14 protein-coding genes are annotated in these 19,982 nt (G+C 40.8%); 5 read left to right on the top strand and 9 right to left on the bottom strand.

Features of this window, described 5'->3' with window-relative positions; all coding sequences use genetic code 11:
- Positions 1–54 precede the first annotated feature (54 nt).
- Positions 55–1,503 (bottom strand): phospholipase D-like domain-containing protein, encoded by a 1,449-nt coding sequence (locus tag BIY37_RS09160; protein WP_179129352.1) that lies wholly within the window; start codon positions 1,501–1,503, stop codon positions 55–57.
- A gap of 313 nt (positions 1,504–1,816) precedes the next feature.
- On the opposite strand from BIY37_RS09160, the gene BIY37_RS09155 reads away from it, so the two are divergent.
- The gene (locus tag BIY37_RS09155; RefSeq protein ID WP_070067540.1) at positions 1,817–3,256 is read left to right on the top strand and encodes a Do family serine endopeptidase; all 1,440 of its coding nucleotides are present in this window, start codon (positions 1,817–1,819) and stop codon (positions 3,254–3,256) included.
- Positions 3,257–3,492: 236 nt separating this feature from the next.
- Here BIY37_RS09155 and nifS read toward each other — a convergent pair whose 3' ends face one another.
- The 8 genes from nifS to BIY37_RS09115 form a co-directional block, all read right to left on the bottom strand.
- Positions 3,493–4,695, bottom strand: a complete 1,203-nt coding sequence (nifS, locus tag BIY37_RS09150) for a cysteine desulfurase NifS (RefSeq protein WP_070067539.1) — start codon at positions 4,693–4,695, stop codon at positions 3,493–3,495.
- Positions 4,692–5,546 carry a Fe-S cluster assembly protein NifU gene (gene nifU / locus BIY37_RS09145; RefSeq protein WP_070067538.1) on the bottom strand — a complete coding sequence of 285 codons (855 nt, stop codon included), beginning with the start codon at positions 5,544–5,546 and terminating at the stop codon, positions 4,692–4,694. The genes nifS and nifU overlap by 4 nt, the downstream gene beginning before the upstream one ends.
- 248 nt (positions 5,547–5,794) lie before the next feature.
- On the bottom strand, positions 5,795–8,608 hold the full coding sequence (gene uvrA, locus BIY37_RS09140; RefSeq protein ID WP_230402487.1) for an excinuclease ABC subunit UvrA: 2,814 nt from the start codon (positions 8,606–8,608) through the stop codon (positions 5,795–5,797).
- Between the two features lie 29 nt (positions 8,609–8,637).
- Positions 8,638–10,158 (bottom strand): leucyl aminopeptidase, encoded by a 1,521-nt coding sequence (locus BIY37_RS09135; RefSeq protein WP_070067537.1) that lies wholly within the window; start codon positions 10,156–10,158, stop codon positions 8,638–8,640.
- Between the two features lie 341 nt (positions 10,159–10,499).
- The gene (locus BIY37_RS09130; RefSeq protein ID WP_070067536.1) at positions 10,500–10,727 is read right to left on the bottom strand and encodes a hypothetical protein; all 228 of its coding nucleotides are present in this window, start codon (positions 10,725–10,727) and stop codon (positions 10,500–10,502) included.
- Between the two features lie 161 nt (positions 10,728–10,888).
- Entirely contained in the window at positions 10,889–12,586 is a 1,698-nt protein-coding gene (gene gspE / locus BIY37_RS09125; RefSeq protein WP_070067535.1) for a type II secretion system ATPase GspE, read from the bottom strand.
- 43 nt (positions 12,587–12,629) lie between these two features.
- Positions 12,630–13,067, bottom strand: a complete 438-nt coding sequence (gspG, locus tag BIY37_RS09120; RefSeq protein ID WP_070067534.1) for a type II secretion system major pseudopilin GspG — start codon at positions 13,065–13,067, stop codon at positions 12,630–12,632.
- Positions 13,068–13,273: 206 nt separating this feature from the next.
- A complete protein-coding gene (locus BIY37_RS09115) occupies positions 13,274–13,981 on the bottom strand; it encodes a prepilin-type N-terminal cleavage/methylation domain-containing protein (RefSeq protein WP_179129351.1) in 708 nt (235 codons plus the stop codon).
- Between the two features lie 429 nt (positions 13,982–14,410).
- On the opposite strand from BIY37_RS09115, the gene dnaA reads away from it, so the two are divergent.
- From dnaA to gyrB, 4 genes are all read left to right on the top strand, one after another.
- Positions 14,411–15,775, top strand: coding sequence for a chromosomal replication initiator protein DnaA (dnaA, locus tag BIY37_RS09110; RefSeq protein WP_070067532.1), 1,365 nt, complete (start codon positions 14,411–14,413; stop codon positions 15,773–15,775).
- Between the two features lie 256 nt (positions 15,776–16,031).
- Positions 16,032–17,132, top strand: coding sequence for a DNA polymerase III subunit beta (gene dnaN / locus BIY37_RS09105; RefSeq protein ID WP_070067531.1), 1,101 nt, complete (start codon positions 16,032–16,034; stop codon positions 17,130–17,132).
- Positions 17,133–17,159: 27 nt separating this feature from the next.
- Complete coding sequence (locus BIY37_RS09100) at positions 17,160–17,510, top strand: DciA family protein (RefSeq protein WP_070067530.1); 351 nt, start codon at positions 17,160–17,162, stop codon at positions 17,508–17,510.
- Positions 17,491–19,944 (top strand): DNA topoisomerase (ATP-hydrolyzing) subunit B, encoded by a 2,454-nt coding sequence (gene gyrB, locus BIY37_RS09095; RefSeq protein ID WP_070067529.1) that lies wholly within the window; start codon positions 17,491–17,493, stop codon positions 19,942–19,944. The genes BIY37_RS09100 and gyrB overlap by 20 nt, the downstream gene beginning before the upstream one ends.
- Positions 19,945–19,982: the final 38 nt, after the last annotated feature.

Below are 19,982 nucleotides of genomic sequence, written 5' to 3'. Positions count from 1 at the left end.
TACTCTGGCAACTCTATTTCGCTACAGGCGAGAAATATGAAATCTCGCCCGACATCACAGACCGCCTGATCCTAAACCCGATTCTTTTATCGATATAATGTCCCCGTCTTCTAAAATAAACGGAGTCTTATCTCCGCATCTTCCCACCAATTTTCCACTATAAAGGATTGTTTCACCATCTTGAAACTTTAATGCTTTATCCTTCTTTGCCAATCCGAACTTTACCTCGACATCCCTTTTTTCCTTTTGCATCATTCCCATACATAAACCAGTAGCAACCATGTTTTTATACATAATCTTCCCCATCCAACTGACATATTTCCCCTTGTATCGTTCCCATGCGATTTCCTTTTGCGTTTCCGTCATCCCGCTCCCATTGCCAAAGATATTGTCCAGATCTTCAAACGACTCTATCAGGAATACTTTTTTTGGCCCTTGCGAAACTGGCATGACATAAGGATCCTCAACCAATTTACTCCTGTCTACCGGCGGAGGAAGGGTATTCTCAACTTCAAGCACGTCACCATCTTCAAGTTTATACGGAAACACTTTTGTTACCCGCGAATCAAGCTTTCCGGTATAAGTCACAGTATTGCCAAATTTCACCAGAGAAAAATGATCCTTATGGGCTGAGTTTAGCTTTACCTCAACACTGGTATCCCCGTATTTTATACTCATCATCCAGCTCGTTATGAATCCCCATCCAATATAAGCCACCCTTCCATTCCACTTAACCCTTTTCCCCATACACTGACTCCATAAACTCTCTTTCTGCTCATCAGATAACTCACTTGCTATTCCGAAGATCTTATCAAAGTCTTCAAAACTCATGTCAATAAATCCACGGGAGGTCTCCTTTATAATAATCCCATAGTTTGACGCTACAATCTGATTTCCCGCATCCGACTCTTTTGGAGCAATTTCTGATTTACTTAGACACACAGATTTTCCCTGGCTTTTTTCTTCAATAACGAGATTTTCTTTTCTGCTTGTGGTTCTTCCCTCTTGAAATAACTGGTCAAATTCCCTTTGATACTTAACAACTAATTTTGTTTCTTCGGTAAAAATCATATCGTAGCGATTATAATTACCCATATTCTTCCTCCATGGATATGACCCCAAAGTCAGTAATTGAGAATCAAAAATAGCAAAATTATGGTGCATTCTTCCTTTTTGAAACACGGTCTTTATTGCAAATTTCTCATCCTTGTCAGTACCAGGCAGAGACCCTTTCTCGAATAGGTGTTTTGTGCTAATAACAAGCCTGATCTTTACCCCACGCTCATGTGCCTTAACAAGGGCATGGAGAAAATCATAGGAAGTAATATCAGAAACTGCAATATCTATAGAATCACGACACCCTTCAATAGCATTTAAAATTTGTTTTTTAATCTCCCGGGATGCAAAATACGCATCTGAAGAATAAACCTTTTCCTGCATATAAAAAAACGAAATCCACAGCATTACAACAAAAACCGTCCAATACATCTTTTTCACATTCATAATTCCCCTTTTTGCGAGATTTCTTGGAACAAAATACATTTAGATTCCTGTTTTTATAAAAAAATACATACCAACGCAAACGTATGCGCCCCTTGCATCGTCCCCATAAATCGTGAATCAAAGAAAGGACTATTTTGGCCGCAATGGATCACAAATGTACCTGATTGAACTCTTTTATTTTATCAATGCGCAAGGATGAATGCAAGCTTTATGGAAATCTCACACAACTTTTGATTTGACAAAAAGTTATATCTAACATAGAATTTTCTTAATTCGTTACAAATTTCAACTTTTATTTAAAGGAGTTTTATTCATGACCCACAGTTCAAAAAGATTTTATCTTCGTCTTTTTTTCATTTTTAGCCTCTGTGTTGGAGTAACTATGTGTTCCTTTCTTAACACAAAAAGCTATGCAGCGAATAAACAAGTAAGTGAAACCAGCGCAGAAGAACTAAGTACCGCCCTCCACTTTGAACATGTATTTGAAAATGTGGTTAACCAGATTAAACCTGCCGTTGTTTCCATTACTTCTGTAAAGACGTTTAAACACAGCAAACAAAAACAAAGACAAATGCCTAATGACAGATTTCATTCACAACCAAGACCAGGTCCAAAACAAGAACAGGAAGATGATCAATTCCAACAATTCAAGGATTTTTTTGGTGACGACTTTTATGATAGATTTTTCAAACCTCGATTTCCTGAAGGTGATTACAAAATACAAGGACTTGGTTCCGGAATAATTATTGATAGCGAAAAGGGTTACATTATAACAAATAATCACGTCGTGGAAGATGCCGATGAGTTGAAGATTAATTTAGGAGATAAACGGGAATTTGATGGAAAAGTAGTCGGCACTGACCCTCAAACAGACATTGCCGTTGTAAAAATAGATGGAAAGAACCTGCCTTCCGCAAAATTGGGCGATTCTGACACTATTCGTGCCGGGCAATGGGCCATTGCCATAGGAAATCCTTTTGGTCTGTCGCAGACTGTTTCCATCGGTGTTATTAGCGCCACGGGGAGGGCAAATGTGGGCGTTGCAGCGTATGAAGACATGATTCAGACAGACGCAGCCATCAACCCGGGCAACAGCGGTGGACCGCTTGTTAATATCAAAGGCGAAATCATTGGTATTAACACCGCTATATTTACCAGGAGTGGTGGTTATCAAGGAATCGGATTCGCTATCCCCATCAATATGGTAAAAATTATTATGAAAGATCTTGTAGAAAAGGGTAAGGTTACCCGTGGGTGGCTTGGAGTTGTCATCCAAGACATCGATCCCGCTTTGGCAAAATCATTTAATGTTACGGTTACAGAAGGTGTCCTGGTAAGTGATGTTCAAGACAATTCTCCTGCAAAAGAAGCAGGCTTTGAACGAGGCGACATTGTAGTTGATTACGATGGAAAATCTATTCGGGACGTAAATCATCTCCGCAACACGGTTGCACAAACGGAAATTAACAAAAAAATAAAGGTGAAAGTTCTGAGGGATGGAAAAGAAAAGGATTTAACTGTAAAGATTGGTGAACAGCCAGCCGATTTATTCGCCGCCGGGCCTGGTGCAGCTCCATCCGGAAAAGACCTTGGAATGACCGTACAAAACCTCACGAAAGAACTTGCCAAAAGTCTCGGTATCGAAGAAGAGAGCGGAGTAATCGTTACCGAGGTTCAACCTGGCAGTCCGGCAGCTATGTCAGAGATACGAGAAGGCGATTTCATCAAGGAAGTAAACCGAAAAAAAAATTAATAATGTTACAGAATTTAAAAAGGCATTGAATGAGGCGGACAAAGAAAAAGGTGTCCTGATGCTGATAAAACGGGGTGAGTTTTCACGATATGTTATTATTAAGACAAAGGAAAAGTAATTTTTTTCGACTTAACTCGTAATAAAATATTTCAAAAGGGCGATCCTGGAGATCGCCCTTTTTTTTGTGATTTTGTCAAACACAATTAAAATGGCATGTTCATCATCAGAACATGGTACTACATCCCCGCCACTACCCTAGCGGCTTGTTCCTTCATTTTCATTTCCCTGCTGCCGTAAGGAGATATTTCCCTTAACCTTCTGATAATTGGAGGAAGTTGTTCAATAATATAATGAACATCTTCTATGGTGTTATATCGACTTAAACTAAGCCTTACAGAACCATGCACTGCAGTAAAGGGAACACCCATAGCTCTCAACACATGTGATGGTTCCAGCGAACCAGAGGTGCAGGCAGAACCTGACGAGGCACAGATTCCTTTTTCGTTCAGCAATAATAAAATAGCCTCACCCTCCACAAATTCAAAACTCAGGTTCGTCGTATTCGGAAGACGCTGCATTTTGTGTCCATTTAACCTGGCATCCGGTGCTTTTTTCAGAATCTCTTCTTCCAGCCTATCTCTTAATTGTTTCATCTTGGTCGATTCCTCATTTATATAATTCCTCGCCAATTCACATGCCCTACCAAGACCAATAATCGAAGGAACATTTTCTGTGCCTCCCCGTCGATTCTTTTCCTGATGCCCCCCAATAATAAAAGGAGCAAACGTAATTCCCTTCCTAACAAAGAGGGCGCCAACCCCCTTTGGAGCGTGTAATTTATGGCCCGATAGGGTTAACAGGTCTATCGTACTTTTTGAAAGATTCAGTGGTATTTTACCTACGGCTTGAACCGCATCCGTATGGAGGATTGAACCCTTACCCTTTACAATCTGACCAATCTCCTCGATAGGAAAAATCACTCCTGTCTCATTATTTGCATACATAATTGACACAATCGCGGTATCTTCACGTATTGCATCAGATAATTCATCCAAATTAAGCATCCCATTGCTATCTACACCCAATTCCGTCACATGATAACCGCACTGAACCAAATATTTACCCAAATTATAAACTGCAGGGTGCTCTACCCTTGTCGTCACGATATGTCTTTTCCGCGGATTTGCCCGAAGTATACCCCAAATAGCTGCATTATCGCTTTCCGTACCACAACTACTAAACACCACTTCCGCAGGGTCTGCACCAACAAGCTCTGCCACCTGCTGTCTTGCAACATCTATTTTTTTCGCTACCTGGCCTCCAAAGGAGTGCATACTCGAAGGATTCCCATAATACTCGGTAAAATACGGCAACATAGCCTCTACAACCTCAGGAGCAACCTTTGTTGTAGCATTATTATCTGCGTATACAACCTTCATGAAGCCACCTCCTCAACGATAACCGTATCTGTCACAAACTCTCTTAACTTCGCTTCCACCGTCGATTTTAAAGTAACTTTTGAACTGGGACATTCTGCACAACTTCCCCGAAATGAGACCATAACACGGTCTCCATCAATATCAATTAATTCAACATCGCCTCCATCTGATTGAAGGGTAGGCCGAATATCTCTTTCTATGGTTTCCTGTATTAACTTCATCTTTTGTATATTTGTCAGCTTTTTAACGGGACTCCTAACCATTTCAATCATTGCTTTCTCTTTTTCTTTCTGCCATACCTCATTTATGATAGCCTGGATCTTCGGATGACATGAGCCACAGCCACCACCTGCCTTACAGTAATTTGTTACCTGCTCGATGGTTGTTAATTTATGCTCTCTCACCTCATGCATGATCTTATTATCTGTTACTCCAAAACATTTGCAGACAATCACACCTTCATCAACCGGTTTTTCTATCTTTAATCCGTGGTAACTTGCAATAGCTGCTTCCAGGGCCTCCCGGCCCATCACAGAACAATGCATTTTCTGCTCCGGCAACCCATCAAGATATTTTGCGATGTCGTTGTCCGTAATTTTCCCTGCCTCATCCAAGGTCTTTCCTTTAATTATCTCTGTCAAGGCGCTCGCAGAGGCAATGGCACTTCCACATCCAAACGTTTTAAATTTTACATCCACAATGCGGCCTGAAGTATCCAGTTTTAGCATCAATTTTAGCGCATCTCCGCAAGCTAAACTGCCCACTTCACCCACGGCATCCGGATTTTCAATTTCGCCTACATTTCTTGGATGAAAAAAATGATCCTTCACTTTTTCAGAATAATCCCACACGCGGCATTCCTTTCTAAACTAATCACAGAGAATCTCCGCTACTTGTTTCTTTTCGGCAATTCTCATTTTCAAAATGGCCTTTGTAACAGAAACTACTTACTTTCCTATTTTTATATTTTAAAAGTAACTATATTCTTTCACACCTTGAATGTCAAGGATGCTCGCCGTATAAAAGGTGGTATCGCGCAACAAACATATCCCGTATGCACCAAAAACCATTTTTCAGGAACATACAGATAACTCCCTCATTATCTTTCATTTCGCTGAAGGACTTTTCTTAAAAATTTCCCTGTATAAGATCGTTCATTTTTCGCAACCTGTTCTGGGGTGCCTGCCGCTACAACTTCGCCCCCCTTTGCTCCTCCTTCTGGCCCTAAATCAATGATGTAATCTGCTGTCTTAACGACCTCCAGGTTGTGTTCTATCACCAGCACCGTGTTTCCCAAATCGACTAGTCTGTGTAAAATTTTCAAAAGCTGCTGAATATCAGCAAAATGGAGACCTGTCGTAGGCTCGTCAAGAATATAAAGGGTTTTCCCTGTTTCGTGACGGGAAAGTTCTGTTGCGAGCTTTATCCTCTGCGATTCTCCGCCAGACAGAGTCGTGCTTGACTGTCCCAATTTAATATAGCCCAGCCCAACATCGTTGAGCGTGTGTAAGATCCGTTCTATTTTTGAAACATTCTTAAAAAACTGGTGGGCCTCTTCGATACGCATGTCAAGGACATCAGAAATGCTTTTATCTTTGTAAGTAACTTCCAGGGTTACTTTGTTATATCGCTTCCCTTTACATTCTTCACACAGAACATACATATCAGGCAGAAAATTCATCTCTACTTTTTTTATTCCTTGTCCCTTACAACCCTCACATCGTCCACCGCTAATATTAAAACTGTATCTCCCGGCGGTATAACCACGAACTTTTGCTTCCTGTGTCCGTGCAAAAAGAGAACGAATCATATCAAATGCCTTTGTATACGTTGCAGGATTCGAGCGTGGTGTGCGTCCAATAGGCGACTGATCAATTTCTATAACTTTATCAATATGTTCCGTACCAAGAACGGCATTATGCTCTCCCGGCACCTCATAACTATCGTACAACAACCTCGTAAGAGCCCGATACAGGATATCGTTAACGAGGGTGCTCTTGCCAGAACCGGATACTCCGGTAACACAACAAAAAGTTTTCAGCGGGAATTTCACGGTAATAGACTTTAAGTTATGAGCACAAGCGCCTCTTATCTCAAGAGAATGGCCCATATTGATTTTACGCCTCTTTGCCGGAAGTTCAATTTTTAATGTTTGGTTGAGATATTGGCCGGTTAATGAATCAGGGTTATCGACAATTTCATGTAAGGTACCGCAAGCAACAATACTGCCGCCGCGTTCGCCCGCTCCTGGGCCAAGGTCTATGATATAATCCGCATGGCGAATGGTGTGTTCGTCATGTTCTACAAGGATGACCGTATTCCCATAATCACGAAGACTTTTTAGCGCCCGAAGAAGCCGTTCACTATCCCGTGAATGAAGCCCTATCGTTGGCTCATCCAATACGTAACATACACCAACAAGACCTGAGCCAACTTGCGCGGCAAGCCTTGTTCTCTGGGCTTCGCCTCCGGATAGGGAGTCACTGCTGCGTCCCAGGGTTATATAGTGTAATCCCACCTCTATCATAAAGCGAAGCTTGTTTTGTATTTCTTTCAGGATCGGTCTGGCAATTATTGCCTGTTGTCCTTCCAATCTTAACTTGGTAAAAAACTTCAGGGCTTCTTCTGTCGTGAGGTTCATTATCTCTTGAATTGACTTATGATCTATTTTTACCGAAAGAGATTCTATTCTCAGTCGTGCTCCGTTACAGGCAGTACACGCCCGGTAACTCATATAGCTGGAAAGTCGTTTCAAAATGTGTTCGCTCGCTGTTTTTTCATAGATGCGTCTGAGGTTGGGAATCACCCCTTCAAAATCTTTCCTGCCAAAGAGCAAGGCATCCCGTGCCTCTTTTGGCAGTTTCGTAAAAGGCTTATGCAAAGGAACAGAGAAGCTTTTTGCAAATTCCTTGATTTGGTTATCATAATGATTCTGGGTAAGTGCCCCCCATTGTTTCCAGGCATCAATGGCACCTTCTTTTATGCTCTTACCTTTATCAGGAACAATTAACTCCGGGTCAAAATCAAGGCAATTTCCCATTCCATTACAGGATGGGCATGCACCGTAAGGACTGTTAAAAGAAAACATGCGTGGCGTCAGCTCTTCGTAACCACTACCGCATGTGGGACAGGCATATCGTTCACTGAGGAGAATATCTGCCCGTGATTTTTCGCGTTCCTGGTTTACCAGCATTACCCCTTCGCCTATTTTAAGGCATATTTCCACAGAATTGTGCAGACGTGCCTGGATATCATTTTTCATAACCAGACGATCAACGACTACATCAATTTCATGAGCTTTATACCGCGCCAATTTTGGAATTGCTGTAAGTTCTATAATGTCACCATCGACACGTGCGCGCACAAAACCTTTTTGTAGTATCGATTTAAATATCTCCCGGTGCTCTCCTTTTTTCCCTTTAACAAGAGGGGCAAGGAGCATAATCCTGGTCCCTTGAGGAATTTCCATGATTTTTTGTATCATCTGGTCAATCGTTTGTCGGGAAATAATACACTTACACTGATAACAATAAGGAGTGCCGATCCTCGCGTATAATAACCGTAAATAGTCATAGATCTCCGTAACGGTTGCCACCGTAGAACGTGAGCTGGGCGGACTGATGCGCTGTTCAATAGCAATGGTGGGGGGAAGCCCTTCGATGAATTCTACATCCGGTTTTTGGATTTGATCTAAAAACTGTCGTGCATACGTAGAAAGGCTTTCTATATAGCGTCGCTGTCCTTCCGCATAAATGGTATCAAATGCAAGGGAAGATTTCCCTGAGCCACTAATGCCCGTAATAACAGTTATCCGATCGCGTGGAATATTAACATGGATCCCTTTCAGATTGTGCTCTCTGGCACCTCTGATAACAATGGCATTGTTGCAATTGCTCTGTTTTGTACTCATCATTCCTTCAATCATACTCCTGTCACATTTACTTACAAAGATGTCTTCCTGGGGAATCTGGTCCAGTTTCTGACTAATTGCACCAGCAATCGAACGCCAACGCCAGAGGCTCCTTTTTGAGTATATGCGCCGTTTTTCTCACACCATGCGGTACCGGCAATATCAAGGTGCACCCAAGGATATTTTTCTGCAAATTTACTTAAAAAACAGGCTGCAGTGATGGCTCCTCCATAAGGACCTCCCACATTTTTAATATCTGCAATATCGCTCTTGATTTGTTCCTGATATTCCTCCCAGAGGGGAAGTTCCCACACTCTTTCCCATGATCTTTCACCAGCAATCCGGACTCTTTTTTTTAACTCTTCGTTATTTCCCATCATACCAGTAACAACCGTGCCCAAAGCAACCACACAAGACCCGGTTAGAGTTGCAAGGTCAATCACCGCTTGGGGATGATAGCTTCCCGCGTATGCCAATGCATCCGCCAAAATCAAGCGCCCCTCCGCGTCCGTATTTGTAACCTCTGCGGTCTTGCCTGAATGGAAGGTAATAACATCGCCCGGTTTCATTGCCGAACCACCGGGCATATTTTCAGTGCATGGAATCAGACCAATAATGTGCTGTGGAACCTTCATTTTCGACACCGCCATCATAGCCCCCATAACAGCAGCAGCGCCAGACATATCACTTTTCATCTGATCCATATCTTTGGCCTGTTTTAAACAAATTCCCCCTGAGTCAAAGGTAATCCCTTTTCCGACAAACACAATGGTGTCCTGACCCTTAGTGCGGGCATTATATTCGAGTATAATAAACTTAGGCGACTGGGCACTTCCTTGAGCAACGCCTAATAAACCACCCATCCCGAGTTTTTTCAACTCTGGCGAAGACATCACTTTATAATGAATATCAAGTTCCTTGGCCATTTTTACAGCATGATCCGCTAAAATAGCGGGGGTTTTATCCCGTGAAGGTGTGTTAATGAGATCGCGTGTGAAACAGACAGCATCAGCAACTATTTTCCCATATTTAACAGCATCGTGAATTGTCGTTAATGTATCTTTCCGAGATACGAGAAGAGTTAGCATCTTAAGTTCGTGTCGTTCTTCCGGTGAAATATATTTATATCTTTGGTATTTGTAAAGAGAAAGCAGTGCGCCTTCTACGTAAGCCTGACACCACTCGCTTGGCGGGATAAAAATATCCAGTGAGTCTGTCACCGTGGTGCCCTCACTGATACCCATGTCGCGCACAGTGCTGGTTGTAATGCCTGCTGCCTGTCTTATTTTGTCTAGTGTTACCTCTTTTTTCTTACCCAAACCCACCAACAGAACGCGTTTTGCAGGAATTTTTCCATACGTAGGCAACACCATCGTCTTGTTGAGTTTGGCACTAAACTCTTTTTTCTTTATTAATTCAGAGATACTATTGTGTAATGCCTTATTACAATGGGCGAGTGCTTCGCTCATGATTCTCATATCCTCATACAAGTAAAAAACCAGTATCTCTGCAGCTTCTTTTTCAACGGTTCCAATTTTTACATTAATTTTCATATAAACCCTTCCCGAATTTGCTTCTGCAGTTCATCTTCAATAAAGTGCGCCTTGTCCACAATCCTCTACGTTTCTTTTCGCTCCCCAGAGAGGAAGTGCAAGCTGTGTAACTGCAAATTTAGCATTAAGCGGTTATATATGTCAATGTAATATTTAGGTATGCATTGTTCTATGAATCCGTCTTTTTGAATGGATACAGATTAATCGCAGGGAGATACAAACACAGATTTAATGATGAGCAAAGGATGAGATTAATGGACAGGTAAATCTTAATGCGTGGTATACAATCTGAGAGATGACGTGGCAGGTGCGTGTAGGAAGTCTTTTATAAATGCGTTATTCTAAACTTCCTTCAGTTGAAAGGCAATGATAGATTGTACAAATTCCTCTATAATCTTCGTTTGTTCTTGTGTTGATAACAAACGGTATGGAATAATTGAGTCTTTCATCCAAAAACAGGTATTTTTAATAATCATGCTGAGATGAAGTATGCGCGGGAGATGTTCCACGGGATATTTTTTTAGATCTATTCCATTTACACCGATAGCTTCCAGAAATTTATTATGCATGTTTATACTTCCTCCCACATTATAATTATCATCAGTCATAGCGATAAGAAATTATTGCTGCACTACTAACAACCATCGTTTTGTACTGGAAATTATCGGCATAACTACCAATTATATTAACAAAAAAACGGGTCTGTCTTTTCCTCATAATTGTGCCTTTTTTAGCGTAATGGCACAAACAATGTCTGTTCTTCTTGTGTATCAGACGATACCCGCAATAACTCTTCCAGCGTTGTTTCTCCCCTGCGAACCGATTCCAGCCCGTCCACCCACAAGCTTTTTGTCCCACCCCTGACAGCTTCTTTCATAATCTCACTGGAATCCTTATGAGCAAGAATGAGCCGGCGTATGGTGTCATCCACACAGAGAAACTCTGCAATACACTTTCGGCCTTTAAATCCGGTATTGCTACACTCGTCACAGCCCTTGGGCCTGTATAAATATTCCCCTGCCGGCATCTTCAGCGTCTGGCGTAAATCATCGCCTGGCACAAACGCTTCGCGGCACTTCCCGCAAATTTTCCTTACCAAACGCTGTGCAAGAACACCAATAATACATGAAGAGATTAAATAGTCCTCCATCCCCATATCCATCAAGCGGGTAAATGCGGATGCCGAATCGTTTGTGTGAAGCGTCGATAAAACAAGGTGCCCGGTTAAAGAAGCCTGTATAGCAATCGATGCCGTTTCCCGATCTCTGATTTCTCCAATAAGAACGACATCGGGATCGTGTCTCAAAATGGATCGTAGTCCGGAGGCAAAGGTTAAATTAATCTGAGGATTTACCTGTATCTGGTTCACCCCCTCCATACTGTATTCTACAGGGTCTTCCACGGTTATAATCTTGATTTCAGGAGAGACAAGTTCTTTAAGTACGGCATACAAAGTCGTTGTTTTTCCACTTCCCGTAGGGCCTGTCACAAGCAACATCCCTTCTGGCTTACTTACCATTTTCCGAAATTTCATTAAAAATTCCTGATTAAAACCCAATTTTTCCAAATTGAGTGTAACTGCCGTCCGGTCTAAAATCCTCATCACCACTCCCTCGCCATAACTCATGGGGATGATTGAAACCCTTAAGTCTACCTCCTTGCCCGCTACTTTCATCTTGATCCGGCCATCCTGAGGCAGCCGTTTTTCAGCAATGTTCAGCTTCGACATAATCTTAATACGTGAAATAATCGCATTGTAGAGCTCGCGCGGGGGAGGAACCATTTCTTGCAAAACACCGTCCGTACGATAACGCAAACGTGTGTTTTTCTCAAAAAGCTCCAGGTGTATATCGCTCGCCCCTATTTCAATAGCCTTTGTTAATATGCTGTTTACAAGTCGTATCACGGGTGCTTCTGAAGCCATATCCCGTAGATGCTCTACATCATCTTTGACTTCGATACTGGAAGTCATCCCGTCTTCTTCTTCTTTAACCTCACCCTCATACATCGTTTCAAGAGAGGCTAAAATATCCTTTTCACAACCTGCAAAAATCCGTATTTCTTTATTTGTTGCCAATGCGATCGTCTCCGCCAACAATGAATCCTGAGGATCAGCAAGGGCAATCTCCAGTACCCCGTTATTCAAACACAGGGGAAGTACACGATTTGCCAGCAGAAAGACTTTAGGAACGTTTTCAATCAGCGGATAACGATCGTCTTTCTTTTTTTCCCAAACCGGTATCTGCAATAATCTGCTATAGGCAAGACGAAGGTCTTCTTCCGAAACCGTTCCTAAATCAATAAAAATGCGTCCGAGCTTTTGCTTCGTTTGTCTTTGAACTTCCAGCGCACGGTCTAAATCAGCCCGATTCACTTTGCCAATTTCAAGTAGCGCTTCCCCGATATTTTTTATTAAGGTTTGATTCATGATGGAAAATCTGTAAGACCCTCAAAACGTCTGTACTTCAACTTTATTCCCAACTTACCACATCTTTAGCTTCGCCTTCTCCTCCGGCATTGCTGTCCGATCCATACGAGACAAGGTCATAATCTCCGTGTTCGCCAGGGTAAATATAAATATAATTATTCCCCCAGGGGTCTTTTGGGACAAACTTTTTCTTTAGATACGGACCTTTCCAGTTGGAAACTCCTTGAGGCTCTGTTATTAGCGCCTCTAATCCCTGCTCCTGAGCGGGATATTTTGTCGTATCGAGCTTATACATTTCCAGGGCGCTTGAAAACCCTTCTATTTGCTGTTTCGCAACCGTTTGGCGCGATTCACCAACGCGACCGATCATCTTGGGGCCTATCAATGCCGCAAGCAATCCAATTATAATCATAACGATAAGTAATTCCAATAAGGTAAAACCGTTGTGTCTCAATAATCCTAACGTTAACTTGTTTCTCATGTAAATCGCTCCGTTCAAAAGTCATTATTAAATAAATTTAGCAAATTTTTACAATTTAATTGTATGGGATTTTTCATATTATTTAAGCGGGTTACCGGATGGCACGGACAAACGTTGTTTGTCCGTGTGATATATTCCAAATCCGTGTGTATATTCAAACAGCACGCAGATTTTATTAGACAGAAAAGCACTTTGCGACTCCATACTTACTCATCCCCCGTCTCTTTGCTATTCTCATAAGACATCTCGAATCCATTATTTGTTCCGAGTTCTTCATTTTCTAAGTTAATATTGCCCATATCATAGTATTCGGTTGTGACACCGTTTCTTACTGTATCAGAATCATTCGATATATCAATATTTTTTTTCAGTTCATCCTCGCTGAGTTCTGATTTATCCCTTGCATAACGAACGACCTGCTCCATCATCTCATCCATTCGATAATACGCCAATCCACCTAAAGGCTCCACATGTAACACAGCGACCATCTTATCGCAAACAAATCCTATTTTTTCTTCCAATGCCGTCCCATTCGGAAAAAAAGCAAATGTCTTCGTATGGTCATACTGGGCCTCAATCTTGTCAGCAAATATCTCAACATTTTTGGGCAGAATAAAAATCTTTTTATCACTGTTCCAGCAGAAACCTTTTTGGAGGTCTATGGTAACATAATATACCTCTGCAATCCCCATAGCCCTGATACGGGCCTCTCTGAGAAAAAATACCAGGTCTGACATCGTCTTTTTGAACCTGATAGTGTCAAAAGAGCTTGAGAACCTGGGCACTGCCACACCAGCAATAATACCGATAATCAACAATACAATTATTAATTCTATGAGAGTAAAACCGCGATTCTTATTTATAAAAAGATCCTCTCTTGTTTTAACAACTTTCTCTGTTGTTTCTATATTCATTAACCAATCATACTTTAATTTTCCAGCAATATCTAAGTTCTCAAATAATAACAAAAATACCCTTAGAATTTCCACAACCATAAAACGGAAAGGTTCATCAGTTTTTCATACCTGTGTTTGGCTATCGCGGCACCCGTCTTTCTTGTGGCGGTAATAATAAATGTACTTGACCAGCACTTTCTTCCGTAACTGTTGCATTACTATCATCTTTGTCCATATTAATATGTCAGCCGTGATATATTATTGTTTGACTTGTTGTCTGTTTCTTGGTACTATTTCTGCCGATTTTTTGTAAAGTATATTTGTTTTTCTACAGAATTTGCCTTACTCTTCAACGTTCTTTTTCGTTTCATACTTTTAAAATTTTTGAAAATTTTCTGCGTGTTTTCACCTGCCAATTAAAATTTAACGTTAACACAATATCCGACAATGTTAAGAATACACCCTGCTTCGAATGACGAAAAAGATTTTATTTTAAAGGGTGTGTTGTCCACAATAAGAGAGGTAGTCACTGAGCAACAATTCGATATATGGTTTTCGTGTCTCAGAATATCTTCCATAACTGGTAATAGTATCACTTTTGTTGCACCAAACTACTTTATTTGTGAGTGGCTTAACAGTCACTATAATGACCTTTTCTCGGGTGCTGTATACAAGGTATTAAACTCCTCAAAAGAAGTCATTTTTTCCACAGAGGAAGAGGTATTTAGGCGGTTATCTACCACGTCTTTTTCCAACGAAGATATCTCCTTAGGAAAAAAATCTCCTGAGGAAAACTATACGACTCAATTGTATAAATACTATAGTTTTGAGAATTTCGTTGTGGGTCCATGTAACAGATTAGCACATGCAGCAGCTATTGCCGTTTCTAAATCACCAGGACTTGCATACAATCCTTTATTTATTCACGGTGCTTCTGGATCGGGAAAAACCCATCTTCTACATGCAATCAACAACATACTTTTATCAGAGCACAGGATGAAAACTATCTATTTACCCTGTGAACGTTTTGTGAATCATTATATTTCAACGATACAATCAAATAGCTGGGATTCTTTTAGAAATTTCTACAGAAATATCGATGCGCTCCTCATTGACGACATACAATCGTTTGAAAATTCACATGGAAGCAGAGAAGAGTTTTTTCACACATTCAATGCACTCTACAATGCCAAAAAACAAATTATTATTACCAGCGATCGCCCCCCAGAATCTATCGCTACTCTTGAAGATAGACTTATTTCCCGCTTTAAGTGGGGACTCCTCTGTGGTATTGAAAACACAACGCTGGAAACACGCATTGCAATCACGGAGAAAAAGGCGTCACTGTGGGGTATTAACCTGTCGCATGAAACCGCATCTTACCTATCAAAAAATATAACCGGTAGTATCCGTGAGATTGAAGGTGCTATAGCACGTCTAAGTCGGGATGGGAAAACAACCAAGAACAGTATAACAATGGACCGCGTGAGAAAAATAGTTTGGGAGCTTTCAGAAAATAGAAAGCACGTCAACATAGAATCAGTTATTAAAGCAGTATCCGAGAGATTTAATGTCCGTGTGTCTCAACTTCAATCACGATGCAGGACAAGAAATCTTGCACTTCCCAGACAAATAGTAATGCACTTATCAAGGAAACTAACCAAGATGTCGCTCATGGAAATCGGTGGATACTTAGGTGGAAGAGATCATTCTACGGTAATTCATGCAGACGAAAAAATAACTAGAATGTCTAAGAAGGATAAGCATCTCAATATTATACTTCAAAAATTAGAAAGTGACTTACAGAAATAACATGTTTATAACATGTAGAATGTTCCCAGCATTTAGTGAAGAACAATATTAGATATAGGCCACCACTAATTTTTAATCTCCAATGGAGGATACTATAAAATACAAAGCATCTACAACTTTTCTACAAGTAATAAATGGTGTATGTTTTTATTTTTTAAACAGTTATGCTTTTTAACAGAAGAATGATCATTCCATAATAATAATTTTACGATTTATAAATTCTTTTAAAATATAATAAAAGAGATAGGAAGAATATATGAAATTAAGTTTTTCCGGAAAAGATTTGTACAGTGGTTTTAACCTGGTAACTGGTATTGTTCCCTCCTCGGCGCTGAAAAGCGTGTTGAAGGGTGTTAAGGTCGAGGTAAAAAAAAAGCAGGTAGAATTTGTTGCTACGGATCTAGAGGTTTTGGTTAAATATATCCTATCGGCAGGAAGTTGTGAAGAAGAGGGTGGAATTGTCCTGCCTGCGATTAGGGTAAACAATGTTTTAAGAGAGTGGGCTGGAAATGAAGAGATATCGGTATTGATTGAAGGATGTAATTGTACTTTGAGATCGGCTGGTGGGTATTTTAAGATAGCAGGAGAAGATTTTCTTCAATTTCCGGAAATAGGTAAGATAAGGACCGGAGGTTTTGTTGAGGTGGATGGTGAAATTATCAGCGATATGGTTGAAAAGGTTGTTCATTCTGTGTCAACAGTTAAAGTGAGGAGTATGTTATGCGGTGTCTTTGTAAGGATCATAGGCGATGACATGGTTATGGTTGCTGCAGATGGAAATAGGATGTCTACCATAAAACGCAAGGTGAATAATCCGGAAGGGGTTTCGATGGAAGGGATAGTTGCAGTGAAGTGTTTAACATTCATGCAACGTTTTGTATCTGAATGTAAAGGGGTTTTAAAGCTAGGGATGGGAGAGCAACAAGTGTATTTTGTGGGTGAGAGGGGTGAAATTGTTTCGCAGTTGATAGAGGGAAAGTACCCGAAATACGATGAGCTTATACCGAAAAAGAATGATAAGAGAATAGAAGTTGGTAGAAATGAGTTATTATCAAGGGTGAGGATGGCGTCATTCATGACAAATGAAGAATACCGTGTGGTAAAATTTGTGTTTAAGCAGGGAAAATTGTTGCTTTCATCCAAGACTTCAGATGTTGGAGAAGCGGAATTGGAAATGGCTGCTGGATATGATGGACCGGATTTAGAAATAAGTTTTGATCCTGAGTATGTTATCGACGCGCTGAAGGTTTCAGATAGTGATACTGTTACTATAGAACTTGGTGATGGCGGTGGTGCAGCCTTGTTCAGGACAGGTTATGAGCAAATGGATGTCATTATGCCAATTGAAATGAAATAGGGTTTTTATGTCGGGGAGATGTGTGTAATGACGGGAGGCTTGCCAGAAAGATATTTCTTTAATAAAAGAGGAGCTGTAAGCGTTGGTCAGGTGTTGAAGGGGTTATTTCCGAAAAGAAGTAGTGGAGATAAAATGTGTCAAGAAGTAAGGAATGCATGGAAAGATATTGTTGGTGAGGAAATATATCGGTGTACTGAAGTAATAGACTTAAAAAAGGGAGTTTTATTCGTAAATGCAGAGTCTACGGCGCTGATTCACCATTTGACTAACTTTGAGAAGGCTGCTATAATTGCGAAAGTTAATAAGTTGACGAGAGTGGAATATTTAAGTGATATACGGTTTAAAGTAGGAATATTGAATGATGGTAGAAGAAAATAGCACAACACATGATCGTGGTACATATGATTCGACTTCTATAAAGGTGCTTGGCGGCATTGAAGCCGTCAGGAAGCGTCCTGCTATGTATATAGGGGATACGACGGCTAAAGGGCTGCATCATTTGGTAGAAGAAGTAGTTTGTAATAGTGTAGATGAGGCAGTTGCCGGGTTTTGTGAAAGTATACAGGTAAAAATAAACATAGACGGAAGTTTAACGGTGCTGGATGATGGTAGGGGCATTCCGGTTGACTTGCATAAGGAAACAAACAAATCTGCGCTGGAAGTAGTTATGACAATGCTCCATGCAGGAGGCAAGTTTGAGCATAAGAGCTATAAAATATCTGGCGGTTTACACGGCGTTGGAGTATCGGTTGTAAATGCACTCAGTGAATGGATGGAGGTAGAGGTTAAAAGAGACGGGCATGTATATTTTCAGCGATATGAAAAGGGCGAGGTACGATCGCCAGTGGAAATAAGAGGCGTCACGAAAAAAAGAGGAACAAGGGTTATTTTTAAACCGGATAGCGGGATATTTGAAGAAGTGGAGTTTTGCTTTGAAACGATAGCGAAGAGATTGAGAGAATATGCCTTTTTAAATAAAGGTATAAAGATAACATTAACTGATGAGAGAACAGATAAGAATGAAACGTATTGGTACGAGGGGGGGATAAAGGCTTTTGTAAAGGAGCTTAATGAAGGGAAAGAGGTTGCTCATAAAGATATAATATATTTTGAAAAGGAGAGCAGGGGAACCATAGTTGAGGTGGCGATGCAATATAATGACGGGTATAGTGAGAATGTATATTCTTTTGCAAATAATATCAATACAATTGAAGGTGGTACTCACTTAAGTGGTTTCAGAGCCGCTTTGACGAGAACTCTCAATGGATATGCAAAGAGCAAGGGCATCCTCAATGAAGAAAAGGCGCCCTTAGGGGATGACTACAAAGAGGGACTTACGGCCGTTATAAGTATTAAATTGCCAGACCCTCAGTTTGAGGGACAAACGAAAACGAAACTCGGCAATCGCGATGTTCAAAGCTTGGTCGAAGCAGTGATAAATGAGCAACTTGGAACCTATTGTGAGGAAACACCATCAACAGCAAAGGCGATTATTAATAAGGGGATAGACGCTGCCAGAGCAAGGGAAGCCGCTCGAAAAGCCAGAGATCTGACAAGAAGGAAAGGGGCGCTTGGCAGCTCAAATCTTCCAGGAAAACTTGCAGATTGTTCCTCGCGGGATTTTGAAACTTCTGAATTATTCCTTGTAGAAGGTATTTCGGCAGGTGGTACGGCGAAGCAAGGAAGGGATCGAACGTTTCAGGCGATCCTTCCGTTGAAGGGAGTAATTTTAAATGTAGAAAAAGCACGCATTGACAAGATGTTGAGTAACGAGGAGATTCGAACTTTGATATCAGCTCTTGGTACAGGTATAGGAACGGATGAGTTTAATGTGAGCAATCTGCGGTATGCTAAGATTATTATCATGACAGATGCAGATATTGATGGGGCACATATCAGGACGCTTTTGCTGACGTTCTTTTTCCGCCAGATGATAGATTTGATAGAAAAGGGACACATTTATATTGCCCAGCCACCCTTGTACAAAGTGACAAAAAACAAAAGGCAGGAATATATTTACGATGACCGGGAACTTCAAAAAAAACTTATTGTGCTTGGTGGAGAAGGGACGATTATGGAGTTCCACGGGAATGGGAAGAAGAAAGAGGGTTTGAATAATTCAAAACTCACCAGATTGCTGCACCTGCTTGTACAAATGGAAGAGTATATAAAAATCTTAAGAAAAAAGGGGGTATCCCTAGATAAGTTTTTAGGATTACGGCATAAGAAGCAAGGAAATTTCCCGTTATACAAGGTATCTTACAAGGGGGATGTTTTCCACATTTATTCGGAAGAAGAGTTAGAAACGTTTATAAAAGAGAAGCAAAAAGCAGAGGGAAGAGAATTAGAAATACTGGAAGAAGGCGATGCTGTTGAACGTAGTGAGGGAATGATTGAAGTTGTAGAATATCATGAAAGCAGAGAAATTGAAAAGACCGTGCGAGAAATAGAGGCCTATGGTTTTTCCGCAGACGAATACTTTGTTGGCCATAATGGTGATAAATCAGGATACAAATTAATTTCGGAAGACACAGAAATATCTGTCCATTCTCTCAGCGAAATTTTGTCAAAAATACGCGAGATTGGTAGGAAAGGGTTGGAAATCCAGCGTTACAAAGGGCTTGGTGAAATGAATGCAGAAGAACTAGCTGTGACTACTATGAATGTGGATACCAGAACACTCTTAAAAGTAAAAGTGGAAGACGCAGCAAAAGCAGATTCCATCTTTAGTACTCTTGCGGGAAAGGATGTTCAGCGACGAAAAGAGTTTATAGAAAAACACGCACTGGAAGTGAGAAATTTGGACATATAGTTTGAGGTGCTTGGAAAAGAATCAATGAACCCAAGTAC

It is taken from the genome of Candidatus Brocadia sapporoensis (assembly GCF_001753675.2).
In the GTDB taxonomy this organism is placed as follows: domain Bacteria; phylum Planctomycetota; class Brocadiia; order Brocadiales; family Brocadiaceae; genus Brocadia; species Brocadia sapporoensis.
This window is presented reverse-complemented; position numbering and strand designations above follow the sequence as displayed.